Here is a 23,385-nt window from a genome sequence, read left to right on the forward strand (position 1 = left end):
TCCTGTTTAATTGCGCTTTGTTCGCAATAGCAAGAGATCTTGAGTAAGAGGTGTGGGCATGACGGCCCGGTCCATACGGGGAGTGGCCGCCACGGCCATGGCAGGCGTCCTCGCGACAGGCGCGGTGGCCTGTTCGACGCCCGGCGGCGACAAGGCCGGAAGCGGCGGGAAGGACTCCCTCGTCGTGGGTCTCGCCAACGAGCCCGAGACGCTCAGCCCGCTCCTCGGCTACGGCAAGGACGGCAACTCCAAGATCTTCGACGGACTGCTCCGCCGCGACTCCGCCATGAAGCTGGAGCCGGCCCTGGCCGCCGGGCTGCCGGAGGTCACCGACGACGGGCGGACGTACACGTACAGGCTCCGCAAGGGCGTGACGTTCAGCGACGGCAAGCCGTTCTCCGCCCGGGACGTGGTCTTCACCTACCGGACCATCCTCGACGAGAAGACGAACAACGCCGCCAAGGGCGAGCTCGCCGCGATCGACAAGGTCACCGCCGCCGGTGACGACACCGTCGTCTTCGCGCTCAAGTACCGCTACGCGCCCTTCGCCGAGCGGACCGTCCTGCCGATCGTGCCCGAGCACGCGGCCAAGGGGCAGGACGTCAACACCGGCTCGTTCAACACGGCGCCCGTCGGCACCGGGCCGTACGTCCTCACCGGCTGGAGCAAGGGCGAGAAGCTGACCTTCAAGGCCAACCCCGCCTACTGGGGCGGCGAGCCGAAGGTCAAGAAGCTCACCATGGCGATCATCAAGGACGACGACGTGCGCGCCACCCGGCTGCGCTCCGGCGACCTCGACGGCGCGATCCTCCCGCCGAACCTGGTGAAGGGCTTCAAGGGCGACAAGTCCAAGGTCACCCTCACCGCCCGGACCACCGACTTCCGCGGGGTGACGCTGCCGACCGCGAACAAGGTCACCGGCGATCCCGCCGTGCGCCGCGCCCTCGATCTCGCCGTCGACCGCGACGCCATGGTCGACAAGCTGCTGGAGGGCGCGGGCCGGGCCGGTTACGGGCCCGTCCCCACCGACAGCGAGTGGTTCGCGAAGGGCACCGAGCGGCCGCACGACCTGGACAGGGCGAAGAAGCTGCTGGACGACGCGGGCTGGAAGCCCGGCGGCGACGGCGTCCGGGAGAAGGACGGGCAGCGCGCCGCCTTCACCCTCTGGTTCCCCGCCGGTGACAAGCTCCGCGAGGAGCACGCCCTGGCCTTCGCCTCGGACGCCAAGAAGGCGGGCGTCGACGTCAAGGTGCAGAGCGGCACCTGGGAGGTCATCGAGCCGCGGATGAAGCAGGACGCGGTCCTCGCCGGCGGCGGCAACCCCGCCGACCCCGACTTCGACCTCTACAACCTGCTCCACTCCTCCCTCGCCCTCGACGGCTTCAACAACATGGCCGCCTACAGCAACCCGGACGTCGACAAGGCCCTCGAGGAGGGCCGGCGCGGCGGTGACAAGGCCGCCCGCAAGGCCGCCTACGACGCGGTGCAGCGCGCTCTCGCCGACAACCCCGGCTATGTCTTCCTCACCCACGTCGACCACCTCTACGTGATGAACGGCGACCGGAAGGGCCTGACCACCCAGGTCGAGCCGCACGACCACGGCCTGGGCGCCGGCCCGTGGTGGAACGTCGAGGACTGGCAGACGGAGAAGTGACGCACCGGTCCCTCCCCTGGGGGCCGATGGCCCGCATGGCGGGGCGGCGGCTACTGGCCGCCGTCCCCCTGCTCGCCGTCGTGACCTTCGGGGTCTTCGCCCTCGCCGCGGCCTCGCCCTTCGACCCGGCCAAGGCGTACGCCGGATCCGCCGGGCTCGGCGCCGGCCGGGACGTACTGGACCAGCTGCGCGCGAACCTCGGCGCCGACGAGCCGTTCGTCACCCGCTGGTGGGACTGGCTGGGTGCCGCGCTCACCGGTGACCTCGGCGAGTCGACGGCGCTGCGCCAGCCCGTTTCCCAGATCATCGGGGAGCGCGTCGGGTGGTCCGTGCTGTTGTGCGGCGTCGCCTTCGCCGTGGCCGTGAGCCTGGGTACGACTCTGGGCGTCCTCGCCGCCCGGCGGCGCGGCGGGTGGTTCGACCGGGCCGTCACCGGGCTCGCCTACACGCTGGAGGCGGCGCCGCCGTTCTGGCTGGGGCTGCTGGCCGTCTGGTTCTTCTCCGTCAAGCTCGGCGCGCTGCCGGCCGGCGGGCTCACCGACACCGGCACCGACGTCGCCACGGCCGGCCAGGTCGCCCCGCACCTCGTGCTGCCGGCGGCCGTCCTCGCCGCCACCCAGTTGCCGTGGTTCGTGCTGTACGTGCGCCAGGGCGTCGGGGACGCGCTGGCGGAGGACCCCGTGCGCGGCGCCCGCGCCCGGGGGCTGCGCGAGCGGACGGTCCTCCTCGGCCACGCGCTGCGGTCCGGGCTGCTGCCCGTCCTCACCCTGATCGGTTCCCGGGTGCCCGAGCTCATCACCGGCGCGCTGCTGGTGGAGACCGTCTTCAGCTGGCCGGGCATCGCCTCGGCGACGGTCGAGGCGGCCACCAAGGTCGACTTCCCGCTGCTCGCGGCCCTGACCGTGCTCGCCACGGCGGCCGTGCTGGTGGGCAATCTCCTGGCCGATCTGCTGTACGGGCTGGTCGATCCGAGGATCGGTTTCGATGGGTAGCCGCACCTGGGCCCTGCGGGTCTCCGCCGCCGTCATGGCCGCCGTCGTCCTCGCCGTCATCGTCGTACCGCTCGCCGTGCCGCTGGACGAGCAGGCCGTCGACCTCAGCGCGAAGCTGCTGCCGCCGGGCCCGGCGCGCCCCTTCGGCACCGACGAGGTCGGCCGCGACCTGCTGCTGCGCTGTGTGTACGGGCTGCGCGTCTCCCTGCTCGTGGGCGTGGTGGCCGCGCTCGTCGCGACCGTCGTGGGCACGGCGGCCGGGACGCTCGCGGGCGCGCTCGGCGGCCGGACCGACCGGTTGCTGATGCGGCTCGTCGACCTCTTCTCGTCCGTGCCGCACCTGCTGCTCGGCATCTTCGTCGTCGCCCTGTTCCGGCCCGGGATCTGGCCGGTGGTCGCCTCGGTGGCGGTCACCCACTGGCTGTCGACGGCGCGCGTCGTGCGGGCCGAGGTGCTGTCGCTGCGCTCCCGGCCGTACATCGACGCGGCCGTCTCCGGTGGCGCGTCGCGTTGGCGGGTGACCGTACGGCACCTGCTGCCGGCGGTGCTGCCGCAGGCGGGGCTCGCGGCGGTCCTGATGGTGCCGCACGCGATCTGGCACGAGTCGGCGCTGTCCTTCCTGGGCCTGGGCCTGCCCACCCACCGGGCGAGCCTGGGCAACATGGTCAACAGCGCCCGGGGCTCACTGCTCGCGGGCGACTGGTGGCCCACGCTCTTCCCCGGTTTGTTCATCATCGTCCCTACCCTCGCCCTCGCGGGCCTGGCCGGCGCCTGGCGCGCGCGGCTCAACCCCCGGCACCGATCGGAGCTGACGCTGTGACGGCCGTGCCCTCCGTGTTGTCCGTACGCGGGCTGTCCGTACGGTTCCGGATGCCCGGCGGCAGGCATGTCGCCGCCGTCGGCGACGCCTCGTTCGAGCTGGCCCCCGGGGAGTGCCTCGCCCTCGTCGGCGAGAGCGGCTGCGGCAAGTCCGTCCTGGCCTCGGCGCTGCTCGGGCTGCTGCCCGGCAACGCCGAGACGTCCGGGGAGGCGCGCCTCGGCGACGGCCTGGAGCTGCTCTCCGCCGACGAGCGGACGCTGGCCCGTACCGTCCGGGGCCGCCGCATCGGGCTCGTACCGCAGAGCCCGGCCGCGCACCTGACGCCCGTACGGACCGTGCGCGCGCAACTGGCGGAGACCGTGCGGGAGCTGACCGGTGTGCGAGGGGCCGCGCTGGCGGAGGCCGTGGAGGCGGCCGCCGCGCGGGCGGCGTTCCCGGCCGGTCACCTGGACCGGTATCCGCACCAGCTCTCCGGCGGCCTGGCGCAGCGCGCGGCCACCGCGCTCGCGCTCGTCGGCGACGCGCCGTTGCTGCTGGCCGACGAGCCGACGACCGGCCTGGACCGTGAGCTCGTCGACCGCACGGCCGACGAACTGCGCCGTCACGCGGACGCGGGCCACGCGCTGCTGATGATCACGCATGACCTCGCGGCGGCCGAGCGGATCTCCGACCGCGTGGCCGTGATGTACGCGGGCCGGATCGTCGAGATCGCGGACGCGGCGGTGTTCTTCGGTGCCGCCGGGCCTCGGCACCCGTATGCGCGGGGGCTGCTGGACGCGCTGCCCGAGCGGGCGTTCACCCCCATTCCGGGCATGCCGCCGGAGCTCGGCGCGCTGCCCTCGGGCTGCGCCTTCGCGGCGCGCTGCGGCACGCCGAAGGAGGCGTGCGGGGTCGTGCCGGCGCTGGTCGACGGGGTGGCCTGCCACCATCCGCACCGCCCGCTCACCGAGGAGGCTTCCCGTGCTTGAGCTGCGTGGCATCACCGCCGGCTACGACCCGCGCGAGCCCGTCGTCCGTGAGGTGTCGCTGACCATCGGCGACGGCGAGGCCGTGGGGCTGCTCGGTCCCAGCGGCTGCGGCAAGTCCACGCTGGCGCGCGTGGCCGCGCTGCTGCACCGGCCGGACGCCGGGAGCGTCGTCATCGACGGCGAGCCCGCCCGCGGCTGGCGGCACCGCGCGCCGCGCGAGCAGCGCACCGCGTTCGGGGTCGTCTTCCAGCAGCCCCGGCAGTCGGCCGATCCCCGGCTGCGGCTGCGCGATCTGATCGCCGAGCCGCTGCGGGCGACGGGCCGTCGTGCCGAGGCCGACGCCCGGGTGGGCGGGCTGGCGCCGGTCGTCGGCCTGTCGGACGAGCTCCTGGCGCGCCGCCCGCACGAGGTGAGCGACGGGCAGCTCCAGCGGGCGTGCGTGGCACGGGCGCTGGTGCTGCGGCCGCGGTGGCTGATCTGCGACGAGATGACGGCGATGCTGGACGCGTCGACGACGGCGGCGCTGGTGGGGGTCGTCGAGGCGTACCGGCGGGAGAGCGGGGCTGGGCTGCTCGCCGTCGGGCACGACGCGGTGCTGCTGGAGCGGTGGTGCGACCGGACGGTGCGGTGGGAACGCCCCTGACCCTTGTCAGTACCTCTGTCAGTACCTCCCCTTATGGTGACCGCGTGACAACGTATGTGGCGCTGCTGCGCGGTATCAACGTCGGCGGCAAGAAGCGCGTCCCCATGCAGACCCTGCGGGAGCTGCTGGCCGGCATGGGGTGCGAATCCGTCCGGACCCATCTCAACAGCGGCAATGCCGTCTTCACCCACCCCGGCGCCGACGAGGCGACGCTGGCCGCCCGTCTGGAGGAGGCCATCGAGCGGGAGCTGGGGTTCTCCGTGACCTGTCTCGTGCGCGAGGCGGGTGAGATACGCCGTGTCGTCGACGCCAATCCGTTCGCCGGGCAGGAGGTCGACCCCGCGCGGTTCGTCGTGACCTTCCTCGCCGGCCCTGCCGACCCGGCCACGGTCGCGGATCTCGACCCGGCGGAGTACGCGCCCGAGGCGTTCGCGCTGGGTGAGCGCGAGGTGTACGCGCACCACGCGAACGGCATCCGGGACTCCCGGCTGGCGAAGGTGCTCACCGAGCGGCGGCTCGGCACGGCGGGCACCGCGCGCAACTGGAACACCGTCACAAGGCTGGCGGACATGGCCGGGGAGTGACCCGCGCTCAGCCGGATACCGGCTCCGCTTAGCATTCGAACATGAAGCTGCGTCTCCCCCGCCCGCGCGGGCGGCGGCTGTTCGCCGCCGTGGCCGCGGTCGTCGTGCTCGGCGGTGCCGGCACCTGGACGGTCGCGTCGGCCACCGGCGGCGATCCCCCCGTACACCGCGAGGACCGGTCGATCACCATGCCCGAGGGTCCGGGCGGGGGCGAGGACACCGTCCGGATCGACACGTCCTTCTTCACGTCCGGGCCCGCCGGCGAGCGCCGCCCGGCGGTGCTGCTCGCGCACGGCTTCGGCGGCAGCAAGGACGATCTGCGGTCCGAGGCGGAGGAGCTGGCCCGTTCCGGCTACGCCGTGCTGACGTGGTCCGCGCGGGGTTTCGGGCACTCCACCGGCCGGATCGGCCTCAACGACCCGGACCGCGAGGTCGCCGACGTCAGCCGTCTGATCGACTGGCTCGCCCGGCGCCCCGAGGTGCGCCTCGACGCGGCCGGGGACCCACGGGTCGGCATCGCGGGCGGCTCGTACGGCGGTGCGATCGCGCTGCTCGCCGCCGGGTACGACAAGCGCGTCGACGCCATCGCCCCGCAGATCACCTACTGGAACCTCGCCGACTCCCTCTTCCCCGGCGACGTCTTCAAGAAGCTCTGGGCCGGGATCTTCTTCACCACCGGCTCGACTTCCGCCGGCTCGACCCCGGCCGTCAAGGGCGCCCCGGCCGCCTCCGGCTGCGGGCGGTTCGAGCGGAACCTGTGCGAGATGTACGAGCGGGTGGCCGTCGCCGGGAAGCCGGACGCGGAGGCGCGGAAGCTGCTGGAGCGCCGCAGCCCCTCCGCCGTCGCGGACCGGATCAAGGTGCCCGCCCTCATCGTCCAGGGGCAGAACGACTCCCTCTTCCCCCTCGACCAGTCCGACGCCGCTGCCGCCGCGATCCGCCGCAACGGGGCGCCCGTGGCCGTCGACTGGATCTCCGGCGGGCACGACACCGGCGTCGCGAACGAGCAGGACCGCACCGAGCGGCGCACGCGCGCGTGGTTCGACCGCTACCTCAAGGGCGACGAGGCCACGGACACCGGACCGGCCTTCCGCGTCAGCCGCACCGGCGGCATCGACACCACCGACGGCAAGGCACGGCTGCGCCCGGCGACCGGCACCCGCTATCCCGGGCTGCGGTCCGACGCGCGGACCGTGCCCCTGACCGGCCGCGCGCAGTCCTTCGCCAACCCCGCGGGCGCCGCTCCCCCGGCCGTCTCCGCCGTGCCCGGCGTCGGGGGCGGCCTGTCCCAGCTGTCGGGGCTCGGCCTCGGGGTGTCCCTCGACTTCCCCGGCCAGTACGCCCGTTTCGACTCCGCCCCGCTGACCGAGGGCGTCCGCGTCACCGGCACGCCGACCGCGAAGGTGAAGGTCGCCTCCGACACCGGTGAGGCGGTCCTCTTCGCCAAGGTCTACGACGTCGGCCCCGGCGGTCAGCAGCAGCTGCCCGGACAGCTCGTGGCCCCGCTGCGCGTCGACGACGCCAAGGACGGCAGAACGGTCGAGCTGCGACTGCCCGCGATCGACCACACCTTCGAGGCCGGGCACCGGATGCGGCTCGTGCTCTCCGCCACCGACCTCGGCTACGCGTCACCGGTGCGCCCCGCCGCCTACACGGTCTCCCTCACGGACGGCGGGCTGAGCGTCCCGACCGCCCCCGGCGTCCGGACCGGCTCGTCCGGCCTGCCCTGGTGGACGTGGGGGCTGCCGGCCGGCGGTGTGCTCGTGGCGGCGGCCCTGCTGCTCACCGGGCGGCACCGCACCACCGCCCCCGCGCCCGACCCGGAGCTGGCCGACGTGCCGCTGCGGATCGGCGGGCTGAGCAAGCGGTACGCCAAGTCGGCGGACCGGTACGCCGTGCGCGACCTGTCGTTCCAGGTCGAACGCGGACAGGTGGTGGGGCTGCTGGGGCCCAACGGCGCGGGCAAGACCACGACGCTGCGGATGCTCATGGGTCTCATCCGGCCCGACGCCGGGGAGATCCGGGTCTTCGGGCACGCGATCCGGCCGGGCTCGCCCGTGCTGTCGCGGGTCGGCGCGTTCGTCGAGGGCGCGGGCTTCCTGCCGCACCTGTCCGGGCGGGCCAACCTGGACCTGTACTGGCGGGCCACCGGCCGTCCCGCCGAGGACGCCCACCTGGAGGAGGCCCTGGAGATCGCCGGGCTGGGCTCCGCGCTGGACCGGGCCGTCCGCACCTACTCCCAGGGCATGCGGCAGCGCCTCGCCATCGCCCAGGCCATGCTGGGCCTGCCGGATCTGCTGATCCTCGACGAACCGGCCAACGGGCTGGACCCGCCGCAGATCCGGGAGATGCGGGAGGTGATGATCCGTTACGCGGCGGCCGGCCGCACGGTGATCGTCTCCAGCCATCTCCTCGCCGAGGTCGAGCAGTCCTGCACCCATCTGGTCGTCATGGACCGGGGGCGGCTGGTCGGCTCCGGCCCGGTGTCGGACATCGTCGGCTCGGGCGACACCCTGCTGGTGGGCGTCGAGGGCCGGCTGTCGGAGGTGATGGTGGACAAGGTGGCCGCCCTGCCCGGCGTGGCCTCGGCCGTACGGGCCGACGAGGGGCTGCTGGTGCGGCTCGACGGCGCGACCGTGCCGGAACTGCTGGTGGAACTGGTCCGGCTGGAGGTGCCGGTGGCGAGCGTGGGCCCGCACCGGCGGCTGGAGGACGCGTTCCTGACCCTGATCGGAGGCTCCGCGTGAGCAGCACCACGGCCGTCGAATCCGCGCCCGGCTACCGGGCCGGCCGCACCCTGCCGTTGCGCGTGGAGGCGGCGCGGCAACTGCGGCGCCGCCGCACGCTGGTGATGGGCGCCGTGCTCGCGGTGCTGCCGTTCGTCCTGATCGCGGCCTTCGCGATCGGCGGCGACCGGCAGGGCCGTGACGGGCGGGTGACCCTGATGGACACCGCCACCGCCTCCGGCGCGAACTTCGCCGCCACCGCGCTGTTCGTCTCGGCGGGTTTCCTGCTGGTGGTGCCGGTGGCGCTGTTCTGCGGTGACTCGGTGGCCTCGGAGGCGAGCTGGTCGTCGCTGCGGTACCTGCTGGCCGCGCCCGTGCCGCGCGCCCGGCTGCTGTGGGTCAAGCTGGTCGTGGCGCTGGCCTTCAGCGCGGCGGCGATGGTGCTGCTGCCGCTGGTGGCGCTCGTGGCGGGCACGGCCGCCTACGGCTGGGGGCCGTTGCGGATCCCCGCCGGGGGCTCCCTGGACGCGGGGACGGCGACGGGCCGCCTCGCCCTCTGCGTGGCCTTCGTGTTCGTCGGCCAGCTGGTGACGGCGGCGCTGGCGTTCTGGCTGTCGACGGTCACGGACGCGCCGCTGGGCGCGGTGGGCGGCGCGATGGGCCTGACGATCGTCGGCAACGTCCTCGACGCGGTCACGGCGCTGGGCGACTGGCGGGACCTGCTGCCGGCCCACTGGCAGTACGCGTGGGCCGACGCGCTCCAGCCGCGCCCGGAGTACGGCGGGATGGTGAAGGGGACGGCGGTGTCGGTCGCGTACGCGGTGGTGTTCTTCGCGCTGGCGTTCCGGCACTTCCGGGGCAAGGACGTGGTGTCCTGATCAGGACAGTGTCCTGACCCTCAGCCCCTCGGCGAAGGCCCGCGCCGCCTGGAGATCGGTGGCGTCGGGCCGCCCCTTCCTGATCCCGCCGACGAGCTTGAACGGCAGCCAGGTGTCGTGCCCGCGGCACTGGAAGATGTCGTTCACGTCGAAGCCCTTCCGCTCCAGAAGCCGCGCGAGGGAGCGGGTGTGGGGCCGGAACGGCGGTTCGGGCAGTCCGCTGGTGGTGAAGACGAACGCCTTGCGGTACCGGCCCTCCGGCAGCGACTCGGCGAACCGGCGCAGCCGCGGGTGGACGTTCTGCGTGAAGATGCCCGAGCCGAATCCCACCAGGTCGTAGGCGGCGAGTTCGGCCGTGTCGATCTGTTCGGGCTCGACGACCCGGGCCTTCAGGACCTCGCCCATGACGTCGGCGATCCTCTTGGTGTTGCCGTGGGAGACGGAGGTGCACACGATGACGGCCCTCATGATGTCGCTCCTTTCGTTGCGGCTCGTACCGTGAGGACACCGCCCGGGCGGCGGGCGTGACAGGAGGCGGATGTGGCGGTGATCACAGCCCTTGTCCGGGCCGGCCCGCCCCGTACACCGGCCCCTCCGCCCGCGCCCGTGCCAGCAGTCCCCGTACCGCCCTCCCCGCTTCGCCCGGCGTCCAGCGGTCGCCCTTGTCGGTCGTGGGGCCCGGGTGCCAGCCCTCCATGACCGTGATGCGGCCCGCCTCCGCCTCGAAGACCCGGCCCGTGACGCCGGCCGCGTCCGCCGACGACAGCCAGACCACGAGCGGCGAGACGTTGGCCGGGGCCATCGCGTCGAATCCGTCGTCCTCCGGCGCGGCCATCGCCTCGGCGAAGACCCGTTCGGTCATCCGGGTGCGGGCGGCCGGGGCGACGGCGTTGACCTGGACGCCGTAGCGGGCCAGTTCGGCGGCGGCCACGAGCGTGAGGCCGACGACGCCGGCCTTGGCGGCGGCGTAGTTGGCCTGGCCGACGCTGCCCAGCAGGCCCGCGCCGGACGTGGTGTTGACGACGCGGGCCTCGGGCGTACGCCCTTCCTTCGCCAGCGCCCGCCAGTGTGCGGCGGCGTGGCGCAGGGGGAGGAAGTGGCCCTTGAGGTGGACGCGGACGACCGCGTCCCAGTCGTCCTCGCCGAGGCCGACGAGCATGCGGTCCCGCAGGAACCCCGCGTTGTTGACGAGCGCGTCGAGGCGTCCGTAGGTCTCCAGGGCGGTGGTGACGAGCGAGCGGGCGCCTTCGTCGGTGGCGATGTCGCCGCCGTGGGCGACGGCTTCGCCGCCCCGGGCGCGGATCTCCTCGACGACCAGCCGGGCCGGGTCCGCCGAGGCGCCCTCGCCGCCGGGCCCCGCGCCCAGGTCGTTGACGACGACCTGGGCACCCTCGGCGGCGAGCGCCAGCGCGTGGGCGCGGCCGAGGCCCCGGCCGGCGCCGGTGACGACGGCGACGCGTCCCGCGCAGATCCCGGTCGTGCGGATCCCGGTCATGCGGATCCCGGTCATGTCATCCCTCCATGGGCGGCGGCGAGGAAGGCCGGGGCCTCGCCGCCGCCGTGGACGAGGAGGCCGGCCCCGGTGATGTAGGCGGCCCGGTCCGAGGCGAGGAAGACGGCGGCCTCGCCGATCTCGTCGGGCTCGGCGAGCCGTCCCGCCGGTACGGTCCGGCCGACGGCGGCGAGGCCCGCGTCGCCGCCGTAGTGCGCCCGCGCGGCCGGGGTGGCGACCATGCCGAGGACGAGGGTGTTGACCCGGATGTGCGGGGCCCACTCGACGGCCATGGTGCGGGCCAGGTTCGCAAGCCCGGCCTTGGCGGCGCCGTAGGCGGCGGTGCCGGGCGAGGGGCGGGTGCCGCTGACGCTGCCGATCATCACGATCGCGCCGGCCCCCGGGCCGGGCCGCGCCCGCAGCAGGGGGCGGGCGGCGAGCGAGACGGCGAGGGGGACGAGGAGGTTGAGCTCCAGGACGCGGGCGTGCCGGGCCGGGTCCGCCGCGTCGAGCGGCCGGTGGGGCGTGCCGCCGGCGTTGTTGACGAGGACGTCGAGCCGGCCGTACTCGGCGGCGAGCCAGCTGAAAACCTCCTGGACAGCCACCGTTTCCCTAAGGTCCGCGCTGTGGAAGCGGGCCGTCCGTCCCGCCGCCGCGACCGGCCCGTCGGGCGGCCGGCGGGCGCACACCACGACGTCCGCGCCCGTGCGCAGGAAGGCCCGCGCGATGCCCGCGCCGACGCCCCGGGTGCCGCCGGTGACGAGGACGACCCGGCGGCCGTCCGCTTCCGGTGCGGGAGTTCCGTTCATGCGACGCCTCCCCCGGCGAACGGTCCGCTGCTACCGTCGACAACGGACCGATACCTAACAAACGTTTGGTGGAAAGGTAGCCGATGGGCATCTCCACCGCACGCCCCGAACCGGGCATCGCCGTCGTCACCGTGGACGTCCCACCCGTCAACGCCCTGCCCGTGAGCGGCTGGTACGCGCTGGCGGACGCGCTCCGCGCGGCGGGCGCCGACCCGGACTCCCGCTGCGTTCTGCTCACCGCCACCGGGCGCGGCTTCAACGCCGGTGTGGATCTGAAGGAGTTGATCGGCACACCGGGACACCAAGCCCTCGTCGACGTCAACCACGCCTGCGCCGAGGCATTTTCCGCCGTCTACGACTGCCCCGTCCCGGTCGTCGCCGCCGTGCACGGCCACTGCCTGGGCGGCGGCGTCGGTCTCGTGGGCAACGCCGACGCGGTCGTCGCCGCCGACGACGCGGTGTTCGGGCTGCCCGAGCTCGACCGGGGCGCGCTGGGCGCCGCCACCCACCTCTCCCGTCTCGTGCCCCAGCACCTGATGCGCACCCTCTTCTACACCTCCCGCACCGTCACGGCCGCCGAGCTCCACCGGCACGGCTCGGTCTGGCGCGTCACGTCCCGGCCCGGGCTCGCCGGGGCGGCCCTGGAGCTGGCGCGGGAGATCGCGGCGAAGGACGGCGCGCTGCTGCGCATGGCCAAGGCCGCGCTCAACGGCATCGACCCCGTCGACGTCCGCCGGGGCTACCGCTACGAACAGGGCTTCACCTTCGAGGCCGCCCTCAGCGGCGTCGGCGACCGGCACCGCGCCGCCTTCGCCGCCGGCCGGCCGGGAAGGGAGCGGTCATGACGGCCGACAAGAGGATGACCGCCGACGAGGCCGTGGCCCGCCTGTCGGACGGCATGACGATCGGCATCGGCGGCTGGGGGTCGCGCCGCAAACCGATGGCGCTGGTCAGGGCCGTGCTGCGGGCCGGGCTGACCGATCTGACGGTCGTCTCCTACGGCGGCCCGGACATCGGCCTGCTGGTGGCGGCGGGCCGGATCCGCAAGCTGGTGACGGCCTTCGTCTCCCTCGACTCGATCCCCCTCGAACCGCACTTCCGCGCCGCCCGGCAGCGGGGCGGGCTGGAGCTGGTGGAGCTCGACGAGTCGATGGTGATGTGGGGCCTGACGGCCGCCGCGCACCGGCTGCCGTTCCTGCCCGTGCGGGCGGGGCTCGGCTCGGACGTCATGACGCTCAACCCGGAGCTGCGGACGGTCACCTCGCCGTACGAGGACGGGGAGGAGCTGGTCGCCGTGCCCGCGCTCGCCCTCGACGCGGCCCTGGTCCACCTCAACCGCGCGGACGCGGGCGGCAACGCCCAGTACCTGGGCCCGGACCCGTACTTCGACGACCTGTTCTGCGAGGCGGCCAAGGAGGCGTACGTCTCCTGCGAACGGATCGTCGGCAGCGAGGAGTTCGCCGACGGGGGCGGGCCGCAGACGCTGCTCGTCCAGCGGCACTGCGTGAGCGGGGTCGTCGAGGCGCCGGGCGGCGCGCACTTCACCTCGTGCGCGCCGGACTACGGGCGCGACGAGGCGTTCCAGGCGGCGTACGCGCGGGCCGCCGCCGACCCGGCGGCCTGGCGGGAGTTCGTGGCGCGCTTCCTGTCCGGCGACGAGGCCGAGTACCGGGCGGCGGTCGCGGCGTTCCGCACCCGGGCGGCGTCATGAGGGGATCCGTGGGCGCGAGCAGGGCCGAGGTCTGCGCCGTGGCGTGCGCGGAGGTCTGGCGCGGCGACGGGGAGATCCTGGCGAGCCCGATGGGCACGGTCCCCACGATCGGGGCCCGGCTGGCCCGGCTGACGTTCGCCCCGGAGCTGCTGCTGACGGACGGCGAGGCGATGCTGATCGCGGATGTGCCGGCGCTGGGCCGCACGGCGCGGGTGGTCGAGGGCTGGCTGCCGTTCCGCCGTCATCTGGCGCTGGTCACCGGGGGCAGACGGCATGTGATGATGGGCGCGAGCCAGCTCGACCGGTACGGCAACCAGAACATCAGCCGCATCGGCGGCGACGCCCGCCGTCCCGGCCGGCAGCTGCTGGGCGTGCGCGGCGCGCCCGTCAACTCCCTCAACCATCCGGTCAGTTACTGGATCCCCCGGCACTCCCCCCGGGTCCTGGTCGAGCGCGTCGACATGGTCTGCGGCGTCGGCTACGACCGGGCGGCCGCCGCCGGGCCCGCCGCCACGCGCTTCCACGGCGTCCGGCGCGTCGTCACCGATCTCGCGGTGCTGGACTTCGAGACGCCGGAGCGCACGCTACGGGTCCGCTCGCTGCACCCCGGCGTCACGGCCGAGGAGGTACGGGCGGCCACCGGCTTCCCCCTCGACGTGCCGGCGGACGTGCCGCGCACCCGGCAGCCGACGGCGGAGGAACTGCGGCTGATCCGGGAGGTCGTCGACCCGGACGGCCTGCGCGACCGCGAGGTACAGGCGTGAGGGGGGTACGGGCGTGAGGGGGGTACGGGCGTGAGGACGGCCCTCACCGAGCTCGTGGGCGTCCGGCACCCCGTCGTGCAGACCGGCATGGGCTGGGTGGCGGGCCCCCGGCTGGTGACGGCCGTCGCCGCCGCCGGAGGCCTGGGCATCCTGGGCGCGGCCACCATGACGCCGGAGCGGCTGCGGGCCGCCGTCCGGGAGGTGAAGTCCCGTACCGACCGGCCCTTCGGCGTCAACCTGCGCGCGGACGCGGGCGACGCCGCCGAACGCGCGGCGATCCTGGTGGCGGAGGGGGTGCGGGTGGCGTCGTTCGCGCTGGCCCCCTCACGGGAGCTGATCGCCCGGCTCAAGGACGCGGGTGTGGTCGTCATCCCCTCCGTCGGCGCCCGGCGGCACGCCGAGAAGGTCACGGCGTGGGGCGCGGACGCGGTGATCGTGCAGGGCGGCGAGGGCGGCGGTCACACGGGCGAGGTCGCGACGTCGGTGCTGCTGCCGCAGGTGATCGACGCGGTCGGCGTCCCGGTCGTCGCGGCGGGCGGCTTCCGCGACGGCCGGGGCCTGGTCGCCGCCCTTGCCTACGGGGCGGCGGGCATCGCCATGGGCACCCGTTTCCTGCTCACGTCCGACAGCACGGTCCCGGCGGCCGTGAAGGCCGCGTACCTCGCCGCGTCCGTCAAGGACGTCACCGTCACCGATCGCGTCGACGGCCTCCCCCACCGGATGCTGCGCACCCCCTTCGTCACCGGTCTGGAGCGCGCGGGCCGGACGGTCTCGCTCGTCCGGGCCGTGCGGCACGCGGCGTCGTTCCGGGCGCTGTCGGGGATGACGTGGCGCCAGATGCTGCGCGACGGGCGGGCCCTGCGGCACGGCGGGGAACTCGGCTGGGGCCGGGTGCTGCTGGCCGCGAACACGCCGATGCTGCTGAAGGCGGCGATGGTCGACGGCCGTACGGACCTGGGGGTGATGGCCGCCGGGCAGGTGGCGGGGGTCATCGAGGACCTGCCCTCCTGCGCGGCGCTGATCGAACGGATCATGGCGGAGGCGGAGGGGGTGCTGCGAGGATTGGGCCGCCACCTGGCGGATGATCGGAGGTCCGGGTAATGAACGACACGGCTGGCGCTGCGGCCCGTGAGATGTGGAAGCTCTTCGAACCCGTCCACGCCGTCACCTACTTCGCCCCGGAGGCGCTGACCGCCTTCGAGGAGGCGGGCCTGCGGGGCTGGCGGCGCGGCTACTTCGCCGGACGGGCGGCACCGCTCGGGCCGGTGGGCCCGGAGCCGGTCACGGCGGCGTTCTTCGGCTTCGCGCCGGGGACGGTCGCCCGGGCGCTGCCGTCGGTCTGGGACATCACCCCGCCCGCGCGGGCCCTGGAGATCCGGCGCGCGGGAGCGCGGGCGGCGCTGGAACGGCTGCTGGCGGGCCGGGAGAAGGAGGCGGCACGGGCGGGGCGGCTGCTCGCCGACGTCGCGCTCCGGCTGGACCACGGCGGGCGCGTCCTGTCCGCCGCGAACGCGGCGACGGCCTGGCCCGACGACCCTCTTGAGCGCCTGTGGCACGCGGCGACGCTGCTGCGCGAGCACCGGGGCGACGGCCATGTGGCGGCCCTCGTCGCCGCCGGGCTCGACGGCTGCGAGGCGCTGGTGCTGCGGTCGGGCATCGACGTGCCGCGCTCGGAGCTTCAGCCCTATCGGGGCTGGACGGACGAGGAGTGGGAGGCGGCGGGGGCGCGGCTGGTGGAGAGGGGGCTGCTGGAGCCCGGGGGCACGGCGACGGACGAGGGCCGACGTGTTCTCGCGGTGGCGGAGGAGGCGACGGATCGTGCGGCGGGGCGGGTCTGGGCCGGGCTCGACACCGAGGAACCGCGTGCGCTGCTCGCGCCGTTGGCGGCGGCGTGTGCGGGAGCGCTGCGGTTCCCGAACCCGATCGGGCTGCCCCGGGGTGGGCAGGAGTAGGGAGGCCCCGGTCCCGCCCTTTCACCGTTTCCCGGGGGCTCCGCCCCCGGACCCCCGGTCCTCAAGCGCCGGACGGGCTGAATTCGTTCAGCCGTGACTGAAGACCGTGCTCGCCAAGGCCACATGAATCGCCGTGCCGCCCAGTACGCTCAGCACCGCGTTGCGGCGCCACAGGTGGAGGCCGAGCGTGGCTGCGAGGGCCAGGGCGACGGGTGGGGCGGTCGTGAGGGAGACGTCGCGGAGGGTGTACACGGTGAGGATCACCATCACGCCGACCGGCATGTGCACGCTGAGGTAGCGCAGGGTGTCGCTCGCCCGCAGGGGTGCCAGCGCGGCGAAGGGCAGGCAGCGCAGCGCCCAGGTGACGGCGGCGGAGATGGCGACGGCGGCGGCGACGTAGGCCGTGTTGTCAGGCACGGGCCGTCTCCCCTCGCGGCGCGAAGGCGCGGCGGGCCAGGAGCCCGGCGGTGAACAGGCCCAGCGCGGCGAGCAGCATCTGCCCCGGCAGCACGAAACGGGCCACCAGCGCGCACACCAGGGCGAGGACGGGGGTGGGGATGTCGCGCTTGGCGAGGTAGGCGTCGACGGCCAGGACGACGAACAGGGCGGTCAGCGCGAAGTCCAGACCGGCCAGTTCCGCGGGGACCAGCGCGCCGAAGAGCGCGCCGAGGGTGGCGCCGGCGACCCAGTAGACCTGGCACAGCGCCTGGAGCCAGACGATCCGCCGGCCGCTCCAGCTGTGCGCCGACTCCCCGGTGGTCAGGGCGTAGGCCTCGTCGGTCAGCGTGTAGGTGCTGTAGACCTTGCCGGCACGGCTCCTGACGCGGTGCAGCGGGAAGGACAGGGCGTAGAAGACGTGCCGGAAGTTCACCAGGAACGCCGTGAGCGCGACCTGGGCCAGCGGTGTCGCCGCGACGACGAGGCCGACGAGGAGGAACTCCAGCGAGCCCGCGTACACGAAGGCGGTGATCGCGGACGCCCACCACCAGGCCAGCCCCGCGTGGACGACGAGCACGCCGAAGGCTATCCCCAGCGGGAACAGGGCCAGGCCCACGGAGCTGGAGTCCTTGAGGGCCGACCGGAAGTCGGACGTGGTGGGAGGGGGTGCGGTGGTGTCCTGGTGCTCGCGGCCCATGGCCACGTCCGGCGGGGCGTTCATGCGGCAATTTTAGGTTTTTCGCCGCGTAATTTGGTTTCCGATCATTCCTTTGATTCTGCGCTGTGGGAAACTTTATTACATGGACAGCACTGACCGGGAAATTTTGTTCCATCTGCGCCAGGACGGTCGTCTGACCAACGTCGAGCTGGCCAAACGGGTCGGCCTCACGCCGCCGCCCTGTCTGCGCCGGGTCAAGCGCCTGGAGGACGAGGGGATCATCACCGGCTACCGGGCCCGTATCGACCCGACGGCGGCCGGCCGGAACTTCGAGGTGATGGCCGCCGTGGAGATCGGCGTCAACGACCTCCAGACGGTCGAGGAGCTGGAGTCCGCGATCGCCTCCTACGACGAGGTCGTCGAGTTCCACCGCCTCTTCGGCCGGCCCGACTATTTCATCCGCGTCGCCGTCGAGGACCACGCGGCGTACGAGACGTTCCTGACCACCAAGCTGATCGGGCTGCGGGCCGTCACCCGGGTCGACTCCCACCTGGTCATGAAGAAGATCAAGACGGACGACTGAGGGCTCTCACAGACGCTCGACGATCGTCACGTTCGCCTGCCCGCCCCCCTCGCACATCACCTGCAATCCGAAGCGCCCGCCCACCCGCTCCAGCTCCCCCACCAGCGTCGTCATCAGTCTCGCCCCCGTCGCCCCCAGCGGGTGCCCGAGCGCTATCGCGCCGCCGTTGACGTTGACGCGGTCCGGGTCGGCGCCCGTCTCCTCGATCCAGGCGAGGACCACGGGGGCGAAGGCCTCGTTGACCTCGAAGAGGTCGATGTCCGCCACGCCCAGGCCCGCCCGGCGCAGCGCGTGGGCCGTCGCCGGGATGGGGGCGGTGAGCATGCGGATGGGGTCCTCGCCGCGCACGGAGAGGTGGTGGATCCGGGCGCGGGGCGTCAGCCCGTGGTCGTGGACGGCGCGTTCGTTCGCGATCAGCAGGGCCGCGGCGCCGTCCGAGACCTGGGAGGAGACGGCGGCGGTCAGCCGCCCGCCCGGGACGACGGGCTCGAGGGCGGCCATGCGGGCGAGGGACGTATCGCGGCGCGGGCCCTCGTCGGCCGTCACGTCCCCGTACGGCACGGTCTCCCGGGTGAAACGGCCCTCGTCGGCGGCGCGCACCGCCCGTTCGTGGGAGCGCAGCGCGTACTCCTCCATCGCCTCGCGGGTGATGCCCCACTTGTCGGCGACGATCTCGGCGCCGTGGAACTGGTTGACGGGCCGGTCGCCGTAGCGGGCCCGCCAGCCGTGGGAGCCGGCGAAGGGGCCCCGGGTGAGGCCGAGGGGCTCGGCGGCCCGGTGGAAGGCGTAGCCGATGGGGATCTGCGACATGCTCTGGGTGCCGCCCGCCACGACGAGGTCCTGGGTGCCGGAGAGCACGGCCTGGGCGGCGAAGTGGACGGCCTGCTGGCCGGAGCCGCACTGCCGGTCGACGGTGACGCCGGGGACCTCCTCGGGGAGGCCGGCGGCCAGCCAGCTGGTGCGGGCGATGTCCCCGGCCTGCGGCCCGACGGTGTCGAGGCAGCCGAGGACGACGTCGTCGACGGCCGCCGGGTCGACGCCCGTGCGCCGGATCAGTTCGGCGATGACGTGGGCGCCCAGGTCGGCGGGGTGGGCGGTGGCGAGGCCGCCGCCGCGGCGGCCGACGGGGGTGCGTACCGCTTCGACGATGAACGCTTCGGCCATGACGACTCCTAGGGTCGTGGGGCGATGCCGTCCAGGACCATGGACAGGTACTGCCGGGAGATCTCCTCCGGGCTGTGCGTCCCGCCGGGCCGGTACCAGGACGCGGCCACCCAGACGGTGTCGCGCAGGAAGCGGTAGGCGAGGCGGATGTCGAGGTCGGCGCGGAAGGACCGGTCGGCCACGCCGCGCCGGAGGACGCCCAGCCACATCTCCTCGAACCTCCGCCGGGAGTCGGCGAGGTAGGAGAAGCGGGGGTTCTCGGCGAGGTGCGGGGTTTCCCTCTGGTAGAGGGCGACCGCCGCCCGGTGGCGGTCGATCTCGCGGAAGGATTCGGTCACGAGCTCCGTGACGGTCTCGCGGGGGCCGAGCCCGGCGGCGAGCACGGCGTCGTAGCGGGCCCACAGGTCGTCGAGGAAGCCGGTGAGGATCTCGTCGAGCATCGACTCCTTGGAGTCGAAGTGGTAGTAGAGGCTTCCGGCGAGCATGCCCGCCTCGTCGGCGATCCGGCGGACGGTGGTGGCCCGGTAGCCGTGCTCGGCGAAGACCTCGGCGGCCGTGGCGAGCAGTTCGGCGCGCCGCGCGGGGGCCGCCTTGTCGGGGGTGGTCTTCTTGCTGGTCGGCACGGTGCCATTGTCGTTCACGCGCGCTGGCTGCTGACGGCGACGGTCTCCCCGGTCATGTACGAGGAGTAGTCGCTGGCGAGGAAGACGATGACGTTGGCGACCTCCCAGGGCTCGGCCGCGCGGCCGAACGCCTCCCGTTCCGCGAGCCGTTGCAGCAGCTCCGGGGTGGTGACCCGGGCGAGGTGGGGGTGGGCGGCGAGGCTGGGGGCGACGGCGTTGACGCGTACGCCGATCTCGGCGGCCTCCAGGGCCGCGCAGCGGGTGAGGGCCATGACGCCGGCCTTGGCGGCGGCGTAGTGGGCCTGGCCGCGCTGGGCGCGCCAGCCGAGGACGGAGGCATTGTTGACGACGGCACCGCCGGTGCCGCGCGCCCGCATCCGGCGCAGGGCGGCGCGGGTGCAGCGGAAGGTGCCGGTGAGGGTGGTGTCGAGGACCCGGTGCCACTGGTCGTCGGTCATGTCGGCGAGTTCGGCGGTGCCGCCGAGGCCCGCGTTGTTGACGAGGACGTCGAGGGTGCCGTGGCGTTCCTCGGCGAGGTCGAGGAGGGCGGCGACGCGGGCCTCGTCGGTGACGTCGCAGGGCGTCCCGGAGACGCGGTCCGCCCCGAACTCCCCCGCGAGTCCTTCCACCACATGTGCGAGGCGGGACGCGTGGGCGTCGCCCAGGACCACGTTCGCGCCCTCCTCCAGGAAGCGGCGGGCGGTGGCGCCGCCGATGCCGGTGCCGGCGGCGGCGGTGATGACGGCGGTGCGGCCGGTCAGCAGGTCGTGGCCGGGTGGCGGGGGCGGCGGGCCGGAGCTCTCGACGCTGCTCATGGCCCCACGCTAACCTACCAAACACTTGTTAGGGAAGGATGGTTGATGACCACTGACCCGACCACTGACCCTGTCGTGCGCTACGAGAGCGACGGCCCCGTCGCGACGGTCACCATGAACCGGCCCGCGTACCGCAACGCGCAGAACTCCACGATGACCTACGCCCTGGATGCGGCCTTCGCCGAGGCGGCGGCCGACGACGACGTCCGGGTCGTCGTCCTGGCCGGGGCGGGCGAGCACTTCTCGGCGGGGCACGACATCGGCTCGCCCGGCCGTGACGCGCATCTGCCGTTCCCCCGGCGGGCCGGGCTGTGGTGGGACCACTGCGGCAAGCCGGGCGCCGAGCAGCGGTTCGCCCGCGAGTCCGAGGTGTACCTCGGGATGTGCCGGCGCTGGCGCGAGCTGCCCAAACCCCTGATCGCGAGCGTGCAAGGGGCGTGTGTGGCGGGCGGGTTGATGCTGGCCTGGGTGTGCGACCTGATCGTGGCGAGCGAGGACGCGTTCTTCGCCGACCCGGTCGTACGGATGGGCGTCCCCGGCGTCGAGTACTTCGCCCACCCGTGGGTGATGCCGCCCCGGATCGCCAAGGAACTCCTCTACACCGGCGACCGGATGAGCGCGCGGCGCGCGTACGAGGTGGGGATGGTCAACCGTGTGGTGCCGCGGGACGGGCTGGCCGCCGAGACCCGTGCCCTGGCGGGGCGGATCGCCCGGATGCCCCGGATGGGCCTGGCGCTGACGAAACGGGCGGTCAATCAGGCCGAGGACCTCCAGGGGCTGCACAGCGGCCTGGATGCGGCCTTCGCCCTCCACCACCTCGCGCACGCGCACAACGCGGAGACGTCCGGGGATCCGCTCGCCGGGATGGACGCCAGGAGCATGAAAGACGCCGGAAGCACGAGAGCGGAGTCCTGAGGTGGACCTCGACCTCACTCCCGAGGAGACCGCCTTCCGCGCGGAGGTGCGGGCCTGGCTGGCGGAGCACGTGCCCGCCGTCCCCCTCGAACCGCCGGAGACCGCGCGGGGCTTCGCCGAGCACCGGGCGTGGGAGCGGACGCTGTACGAGGGCCGCTGGTCGGCGGTCTCCTGGCCGGTCGTCTACGGGGGCCGGGGCGCCTCGCCCGTGGAGTCGCTGGTCTTCGAGGAGGAGTACCACGCGGCGGGCGCGCCCGTCCGGATCTCCCAGAACGGCGTCGCCCTGCTCGCCCCCACCCTTCTCGCGCACGGCACCGAGGAGCAGCGGGCCCGGATCCTGCCGCCGATGGCGCGCGGCGAGGCGGTCTGGGCCCAGGCGTGGTCCGAGCCGGAGGCAGGCTCCGACCTCGCGGCGCTGCGCTCCGTCGCCGTCCGCACGGACGGCGGGTGGCTGCTCAGCGGGAACAAGACGTGGTCATCGCGGGCGGTGTTCGCGGACCGGGCCTTCGGGCTGTTCCGCAGCCATCCCGGTGCGGACCGTCCGCACCGGGGGCTGACGTACGCGCTGTTCCCGCTGGACGCGCCCGGGGTGACCGTACGGCCCGTCGGGCGTCTCGACGGTAAGCCCGTCTTCGCCGAGATCTTCCTGGACGAGGTCTTCGTGCCCGACGAGGACGTCGTCGGGGAGCCGGGGCAGGGCTGGCGGGTGGCGATGAGCACGGCGGGCAGCGAGCGCGGGACGGCGCTGCGCGCCCCGGGCCGGTTCACGGCGGCGGCCGGTCGGCTGGTGGAGCTGTGGCGTTCGGCCGCCGGTCCCGGTCCCGGTGACGCGGCGCTGCGGGACCGGGTCGCGGACGCGGTGATCCGGGCGCGGGCGTACCGGCTGTACGCCTACGCGCAGGCGTCGCGGCCGGGTCCGCCGTCGGGGGCGGAGGCGAGCCTGACGAAGGTGTTCTGGTCGGAGCTGGATCTCGCGCTGCACGAGACGGCCCTCGATCTGCTGGGCGCGGAGGGTGAACTCTCGGACGGCACCTGGGCGCAGGGCTGGCTGTTCGCCCTGGCCGGGCCTGTTTACGCCGGGACGAACGAGATCCAGCGGGATGTGATCGCGGAGCGGCTGCTGGGACTGCCGAAGGGACGCCGGGGATGAGGTTCGCGCTGGACGACGGGCAGACGGCCTTCGGGCGTTCGCTGGACCGGATGTTCGCGGCGGCGGACACGCCCTCGGCGGTACGGGCGTGGGCGCGCGGCGAGCACGGGCCGGGGTGGGCGCTGTGGCGCCGGGCGGCGGACGCGGGCGTGTTCACGCTGGCGGCGCCCGGGGCGTTCGGCGGGGTGGGGCCGCTGCCGGTGGAACTGGGGGTCGCCTTCGTCGAGTTGGGCCGGCACTGCGTGCCCGGCCCGCTGGTGGAGACGGTCGCGGTGACGGCCCTGCTGGCGCGGCTGGCGGAGGCCGGGGAGGCGGCACCCGCGAAGGAGTGGCTGCCGAGGGTGTGCGCGGGCCGGGCACGGGTGACTCTGGCGGCGCCGGCAGCGGGTCCGTACGCGCTGGACGCGGACGCGGCGGACGCGGTCTTCGTGGTGACCAGCGGTGCCGGGGACGCGGCGGCCGGGCTGTGGCTGGCGCCGGGCCACGGGCCGGTCCTGCCGTCCGTCGACCCCGCGCGGCGTCTGGCCGTCCCGGCGGCGGGCGGGGAGCGGCTGGCGGCCGGGCCCGCCGTGCGGGAGGCGACCGCGCACGCGCACCTGTGGGCGGCGTTCGCGACCGCCGCGCAGGCGCTCGGGGTGGGGCACGCGCTTCTCGACCGGACGGTGGCCCATGCCGGGCGGCGCGTCCAGTTCGGTGCGGCGATCGGCTCGTTCCAGGCGGTCAAGCACCGGCTGGCGGACGTGCTGATCGGCCTGGAATTCGCGCGGCCGCTGCTGTACGGCGCGGCCGTGGCCCTCGCGGCGGGCTCCCCGGGGGTCCGGGCGGAGGTGGCGGCGGCCAAGGCGGCCGCCTGCGACGCGGCGTACGCGGCGGCACGCACGGCGCTCCAGGTGCACGGCGCGATCGGCTACACGTCCGACTACGAGCTGTCGCTGTGGCTGGGCAAGGCGCGGGCGCTGCGGCAGGCGTGGGGGTCGCCGGAGGACTGCCGCCGGGAGGTCCTGGAACTCCCCTCCCAACTCTTTCGCGAGTAAAACACCTGCTAA

General features: G+C 74.3%; 25 protein-coding genes. 17 read left to right on the forward strand and 8 right to left on the reverse strand.

Annotated features, from left to right (window positions below; all coding sequences use genetic code 11):
* The first annotated feature begins 58 nt into the window (after window positions 1-58).
* Genes ACFYZR_RS16720 through ACFYZR_RS16755 form a run of 8 tightly spaced genes read left to right on the forward strand, consistent with a single transcriptional unit; the run spans window position 59 to window position 9,265 of the window.
* Window positions 59-1,654: an ABC transporter substrate-binding protein gene (locus ACFYZR_RS16720; RefSeq protein ID WP_391910766.1), complete on the forward strand. Its 1,596-nt coding sequence runs from the start codon at window positions 59-61 to the stop codon at window positions 1,652-1,654.
* Between the two features lie 26 nt (window positions 1,655-1,680).
* Entirely contained in the window at window positions 1,681-2,646 is a 966-nt protein-coding gene (locus tag ACFYZR_RS16725; protein WP_391911325.1) for an ABC transporter permease, read from the forward strand.
* Complete coding sequence (locus tag ACFYZR_RS16730; protein ID WP_391910768.1) at window positions 2,639-3,466, forward strand: ABC transporter permease; 828 nt, start codon at window positions 2,639-2,641, stop codon at window positions 3,464-3,466. Before ACFYZR_RS16725 ends, ACFYZR_RS16730 begins: the two co-directional genes overlap by 8 nt.
* A 50-nt stretch (window positions 3,467-3,516) precedes the next feature.
* Window positions 3,517-4,434: an ABC transporter ATP-binding protein gene (locus tag ACFYZR_RS16735; protein WP_391911327.1), complete on the forward strand. Its 918-nt coding sequence runs from the start codon at window positions 3,517-3,519 to the stop codon at window positions 4,432-4,434.
* Window positions 4,427-5,077, forward strand: a complete 651-nt coding sequence (locus tag ACFYZR_RS16740; protein ID WP_391910770.1) for an ABC transporter ATP-binding protein — start codon at window positions 4,427-4,429, stop codon at window positions 5,075-5,077. Before ACFYZR_RS16735 ends, ACFYZR_RS16740 begins: the two co-directional genes overlap by 8 nt.
* Before the next feature lie 44 nt (window positions 5,078-5,121).
* Complete coding sequence (locus tag ACFYZR_RS16745) at window positions 5,122-5,661, forward strand: DUF1697 domain-containing protein (RefSeq protein WP_391910772.1); 540 nt, start codon at window positions 5,122-5,124, stop codon at window positions 5,659-5,661.
* 41 nt (window positions 5,662-5,702) lie between these two features.
* Window positions 5,703-8,408: a CocE/NonD family hydrolase gene (locus ACFYZR_RS16750; RefSeq protein WP_391910774.1), complete on the forward strand. Its 2,706-nt coding sequence runs from the start codon at window positions 5,703-5,705 to the stop codon at window positions 8,406-8,408.
* On the forward strand, window positions 8,405-9,265 hold the full coding sequence (locus ACFYZR_RS16755) for an ABC transporter permease (protein WP_391910776.1): 861 nt from the start codon (window positions 8,405-8,407) through the stop codon (window positions 9,263-9,265). The genes ACFYZR_RS16750 and ACFYZR_RS16755 overlap by 4 nt, the downstream gene beginning before the upstream one ends.
* Here ACFYZR_RS16755 and ACFYZR_RS16760 read toward each other — a convergent pair whose 3' ends face one another.
* From ACFYZR_RS16760 to ACFYZR_RS16770, 3 genes are all read right to left on the reverse strand, one after another.
* Complete coding sequence (locus tag ACFYZR_RS16760; RefSeq protein ID WP_391910778.1) at window positions 9,266-9,733, reverse strand: flavodoxin family protein; 468 nt, start codon at window positions 9,731-9,733, stop codon at window positions 9,266-9,268.
* An 82-nt stretch (window positions 9,734-9,815) separates the two neighbouring features.
* Entirely contained in the window at window positions 9,816-10,775 is a 960-nt protein-coding gene (locus tag ACFYZR_RS16765; RefSeq protein WP_391910780.1) for an SDR family oxidoreductase, read from the reverse strand.
* Window positions 10,772-11,566 carry an SDR family oxidoreductase gene (locus ACFYZR_RS16770; RefSeq protein WP_391910782.1) on the reverse strand — a complete coding sequence of 265 codons (795 nt, stop codon included), beginning with the start codon at window positions 11,564-11,566 and terminating at the stop codon, window positions 10,772-10,774. The genes ACFYZR_RS16765 and ACFYZR_RS16770 overlap by 4 nt, the downstream gene beginning before the upstream one ends.
* Before the next feature lie 83 nt (window positions 11,567-11,649).
* Here ACFYZR_RS16770 and ACFYZR_RS16775 point away from each other — a divergent pair, with 83 nt between their 5' ends.
* Genes ACFYZR_RS16775 through ACFYZR_RS16795 form a run of 5 tightly spaced genes read left to right on the forward strand, consistent with a single transcriptional unit; the run spans window position 11,650 to window position 15,993 of the window.
* Window positions 11,650-12,411: an enoyl-CoA hydratase family protein gene (locus ACFYZR_RS16775; RefSeq protein ID WP_391910784.1), complete on the forward strand. Its 762-nt coding sequence runs from the start codon at window positions 11,650-11,652 to the stop codon at window positions 12,409-12,411.
* Entirely contained in the window at window positions 12,408-13,277 is an 870-nt protein-coding gene (locus ACFYZR_RS16780) for a CoA transferase subunit A (RefSeq protein WP_391910786.1), read from the forward strand. The genes ACFYZR_RS16775 and ACFYZR_RS16780 overlap by 4 nt, the downstream gene beginning before the upstream one ends.
* Window positions 13,274-14,041 (forward strand): CoA-transferase subunit beta, encoded by a 768-nt coding sequence (locus ACFYZR_RS16785; protein ID WP_391910788.1) that lies wholly within the window; start codon window positions 13,274-13,276, stop codon window positions 14,039-14,041. The genes ACFYZR_RS16780 and ACFYZR_RS16785 overlap by 4 nt, the downstream gene beginning before the upstream one ends.
* Window positions 14,042-14,071: 30 nt before the next feature.
* Window positions 14,072-15,142, forward strand: a complete 1,071-nt coding sequence (locus tag ACFYZR_RS16790) for an NAD(P)H-dependent flavin oxidoreductase (protein ID WP_391910790.1) — start codon at window positions 14,072-14,074, stop codon at window positions 15,140-15,142.
* Complete coding sequence (locus ACFYZR_RS16795; RefSeq protein WP_391910792.1) at window positions 15,142-15,993, forward strand: hypothetical protein; 852 nt, start codon at window positions 15,142-15,144, stop codon at window positions 15,991-15,993. Before ACFYZR_RS16790 ends, ACFYZR_RS16795 begins: the two co-directional genes overlap by 1 nt.
* Window positions 15,994-16,080: 87 nt before the next feature.
* Here the strand turns inward: ACFYZR_RS16795 and ACFYZR_RS16800 are convergent, their stop codons facing one another.
* Together ACFYZR_RS16800 and ACFYZR_RS16805 are read right to left on the reverse strand one after the other, a co-directional pair.
* Complete coding sequence (locus tag ACFYZR_RS16800; protein ID WP_391910794.1) at window positions 16,081-16,410, reverse strand: branched-chain amino acid transporter permease; 330 nt, start codon at window positions 16,408-16,410, stop codon at window positions 16,081-16,083.
* The gene (locus ACFYZR_RS16805) at window positions 16,403-17,152 is read right to left on the reverse strand and encodes an AzlC family ABC transporter permease (protein WP_391910796.1); all 750 of its coding nucleotides are present in this window, start codon (window positions 17,150-17,152) and stop codon (window positions 16,403-16,405) included. The genes ACFYZR_RS16800 and ACFYZR_RS16805 overlap by 8 nt, the downstream gene beginning before the upstream one ends.
* A gap of 79 nt (window positions 17,153-17,231) precedes the next feature.
* On the opposite strand from ACFYZR_RS16805, the gene ACFYZR_RS16810 reads away from it, so the two are divergent.
* On the forward strand, window positions 17,232-17,672 hold the full coding sequence (locus ACFYZR_RS16810) for an Lrp/AsnC family transcriptional regulator (RefSeq protein WP_391910798.1): 441 nt from the start codon (window positions 17,232-17,234) through the stop codon (window positions 17,670-17,672).
* 6 nt (window positions 17,673-17,678) lie between these two features.
* On the opposite strand, the gene ACFYZR_RS16815 is transcribed toward ACFYZR_RS16810, so the two are convergent.
* The 3 genes from ACFYZR_RS16815 to ACFYZR_RS16825 are packed head-to-tail and all read right to left on the reverse strand — an operon-like array spanning window position 17,679 to window position 20,274.
* The gene (locus ACFYZR_RS16815) at window positions 17,679-18,836 is read right to left on the reverse strand and encodes an acetyl-CoA C-acetyltransferase (RefSeq protein ID WP_391910800.1); all 1,158 of its coding nucleotides are present in this window, start codon (window positions 18,834-18,836) and stop codon (window positions 17,679-17,681) included.
* A gap of 8 nt (window positions 18,837-18,844) precedes the next feature.
* Complete coding sequence (locus ACFYZR_RS16820) at window positions 18,845-19,459, reverse strand: TetR/AcrR family transcriptional regulator (protein WP_391910802.1); 615 nt, start codon at window positions 19,457-19,459, stop codon at window positions 18,845-18,847.
* 14 nt (window positions 19,460-19,473) lie between these two features.
* Entirely contained in the window at window positions 19,474-20,274 is an 801-nt protein-coding gene (locus ACFYZR_RS16825) for an SDR family oxidoreductase (protein WP_391910804.1), read from the reverse strand.
* A gap of 45 nt (window positions 20,275-20,319) precedes the next feature.
* Here ACFYZR_RS16825 and ACFYZR_RS16830 point away from each other — a divergent pair, with 45 nt between their 5' ends.
* Genes ACFYZR_RS16830 through ACFYZR_RS16840 form a run of 3 tightly spaced genes read left to right on the forward strand, consistent with a single transcriptional unit; the run spans window position 20,320 to window position 23,373 of the window.
* Window positions 20,320-21,189 (forward strand): enoyl-CoA hydratase, encoded by an 870-nt coding sequence (locus tag ACFYZR_RS16830; protein WP_391910806.1) that lies wholly within the window; start codon window positions 20,320-20,322, stop codon window positions 21,187-21,189.
* A 1-nt stretch (window position 21,190) separates the two neighbouring features.
* Window positions 21,191-22,339, forward strand: coding sequence for an acyl-CoA dehydrogenase family protein (locus tag ACFYZR_RS16835; protein ID WP_391910808.1), 1,149 nt, complete (start codon window positions 21,191-21,193; stop codon window positions 22,337-22,339).
* Window positions 22,336-23,373 (forward strand): acyl-CoA dehydrogenase family protein, encoded by a 1,038-nt coding sequence (locus ACFYZR_RS16840; RefSeq protein ID WP_391910810.1) that lies wholly within the window; start codon window positions 22,336-22,338, stop codon window positions 23,371-23,373. Before ACFYZR_RS16835 ends, ACFYZR_RS16840 begins: the two co-directional genes overlap by 4 nt.
* The last annotated feature ends 12 nt before the right edge of the window (window positions 23,374-23,385 follow it).

Origin of the sequence: Streptomyces sp. NPDC001678, assembly GCF_042892945.1 — a bacterium.
Lineage (GTDB): Bacteria > Actinomycetota > Actinomycetes > Streptomycetales > Streptomycetaceae > Streptomyces.

Bases quoted from the DNA above. Each gene is read 5' to 3' on its own strand.
- ACFYZR_RS16830 (WP_391910806.1), top strand. From the start codon at position 20,320: ATGACCACTGACCCGACCACTGACCCTGTCGTGCGCTACGAGAGCGAC.
- ACFYZR_RS16750 (WP_391910774.1), top strand. From the start codon at position 5,703: ATGAAGCTGCGTCTCCCCCGCCCGCGCGGGCGGCGGCTGTTCGCCGCC.
- ACFYZR_RS16725 (WP_391911325.1), top strand. From the start codon at position 1,681: ATGGCCCGCATGGCGGGGCGGCGGCTACTGGCCGCCGTCCCCCTGCTC.
- ACFYZR_RS16730 (WP_391910768.1), top strand. From the start codon at position 2,639: ATGGGTAGCCGCACCTGGGCCCTGCGGGTCTCCGCCGCCGTCATGGCC.
- ACFYZR_RS16760 (WP_391910778.1), bottom strand. From the start codon at position 9,733: ATGAGGGCCGTCATCGTGTGCACCTCCGTCTCCCACGGCAACACCAAG.
- ACFYZR_RS16805 (WP_391910796.1), bottom strand. From the start codon at position 17,152: ATGAACGCCCCGCCGGACGTGGCCATGGGCCGCGAGCACCAGGACACC.
- ACFYZR_RS16735 (WP_391911327.1), top strand. From the start codon at position 3,517: ATGCCCGGCGGCAGGCATGTCGCCGCCGTCGGCGACGCCTCGTTCGAG.
- ACFYZR_RS16825 (WP_391910804.1), bottom strand. From the start codon at position 20,274: ATGAGCAGCGTCGAGAGCTCCGGCCCGCCGCCCCCGCCACCCGGCCAC.
- ACFYZR_RS16810 (WP_391910798.1), top strand. From the start codon at position 17,232: ATGGACAGCACTGACCGGGAAATTTTGTTCCATCTGCGCCAGGACGGT.
- ACFYZR_RS16720 (WP_391910766.1), top strand. From the start codon at position 59: ATGACGGCCCGGTCCATACGGGGAGTGGCCGCCACGGCCATGGCAGGC.
- ACFYZR_RS16840 (WP_391910810.1), top strand. From the start codon at position 22,336: ATGAGGTTCGCGCTGGACGACGGGCAGACGGCCTTCGGGCGTTCGCTG.
- ACFYZR_RS16780 (WP_391910786.1), top strand. From the start codon at position 12,408: ATGACGGCCGACAAGAGGATGACCGCCGACGAGGCCGTGGCCCGCCTG.
- ACFYZR_RS16815 (WP_391910800.1), bottom strand. From the start codon at position 18,836: ATGGCCGAAGCGTTCATCGTCGAAGCGGTACGCACCCCCGTCGGCCGC.
- ACFYZR_RS16770 (WP_391910782.1), bottom strand. From the start codon at position 11,566: ATGAACGGAACTCCCGCACCGGAAGCGGACGGCCGCCGGGTCGTCCTC.
- ACFYZR_RS16795 (WP_391910792.1), top strand. From the start codon at position 15,142: ATGAACGACACGGCTGGCGCTGCGGCCCGTGAGATGTGGAAGCTCTTC.
- ACFYZR_RS16765 (WP_391910780.1), bottom strand. From the start codon at position 10,775: ATGACCGGGATCCGCATGACCGGGATCCGCACGACCGGGATCTGCGCG.
- ACFYZR_RS16775 (WP_391910784.1), top strand. From the start codon at position 11,650: ATGGGCATCTCCACCGCACGCCCCGAACCGGGCATCGCCGTCGTCACC.
- ACFYZR_RS16785 (WP_391910788.1), top strand. From the start codon at position 13,274: ATGAGGGGATCCGTGGGCGCGAGCAGGGCCGAGGTCTGCGCCGTGGCG.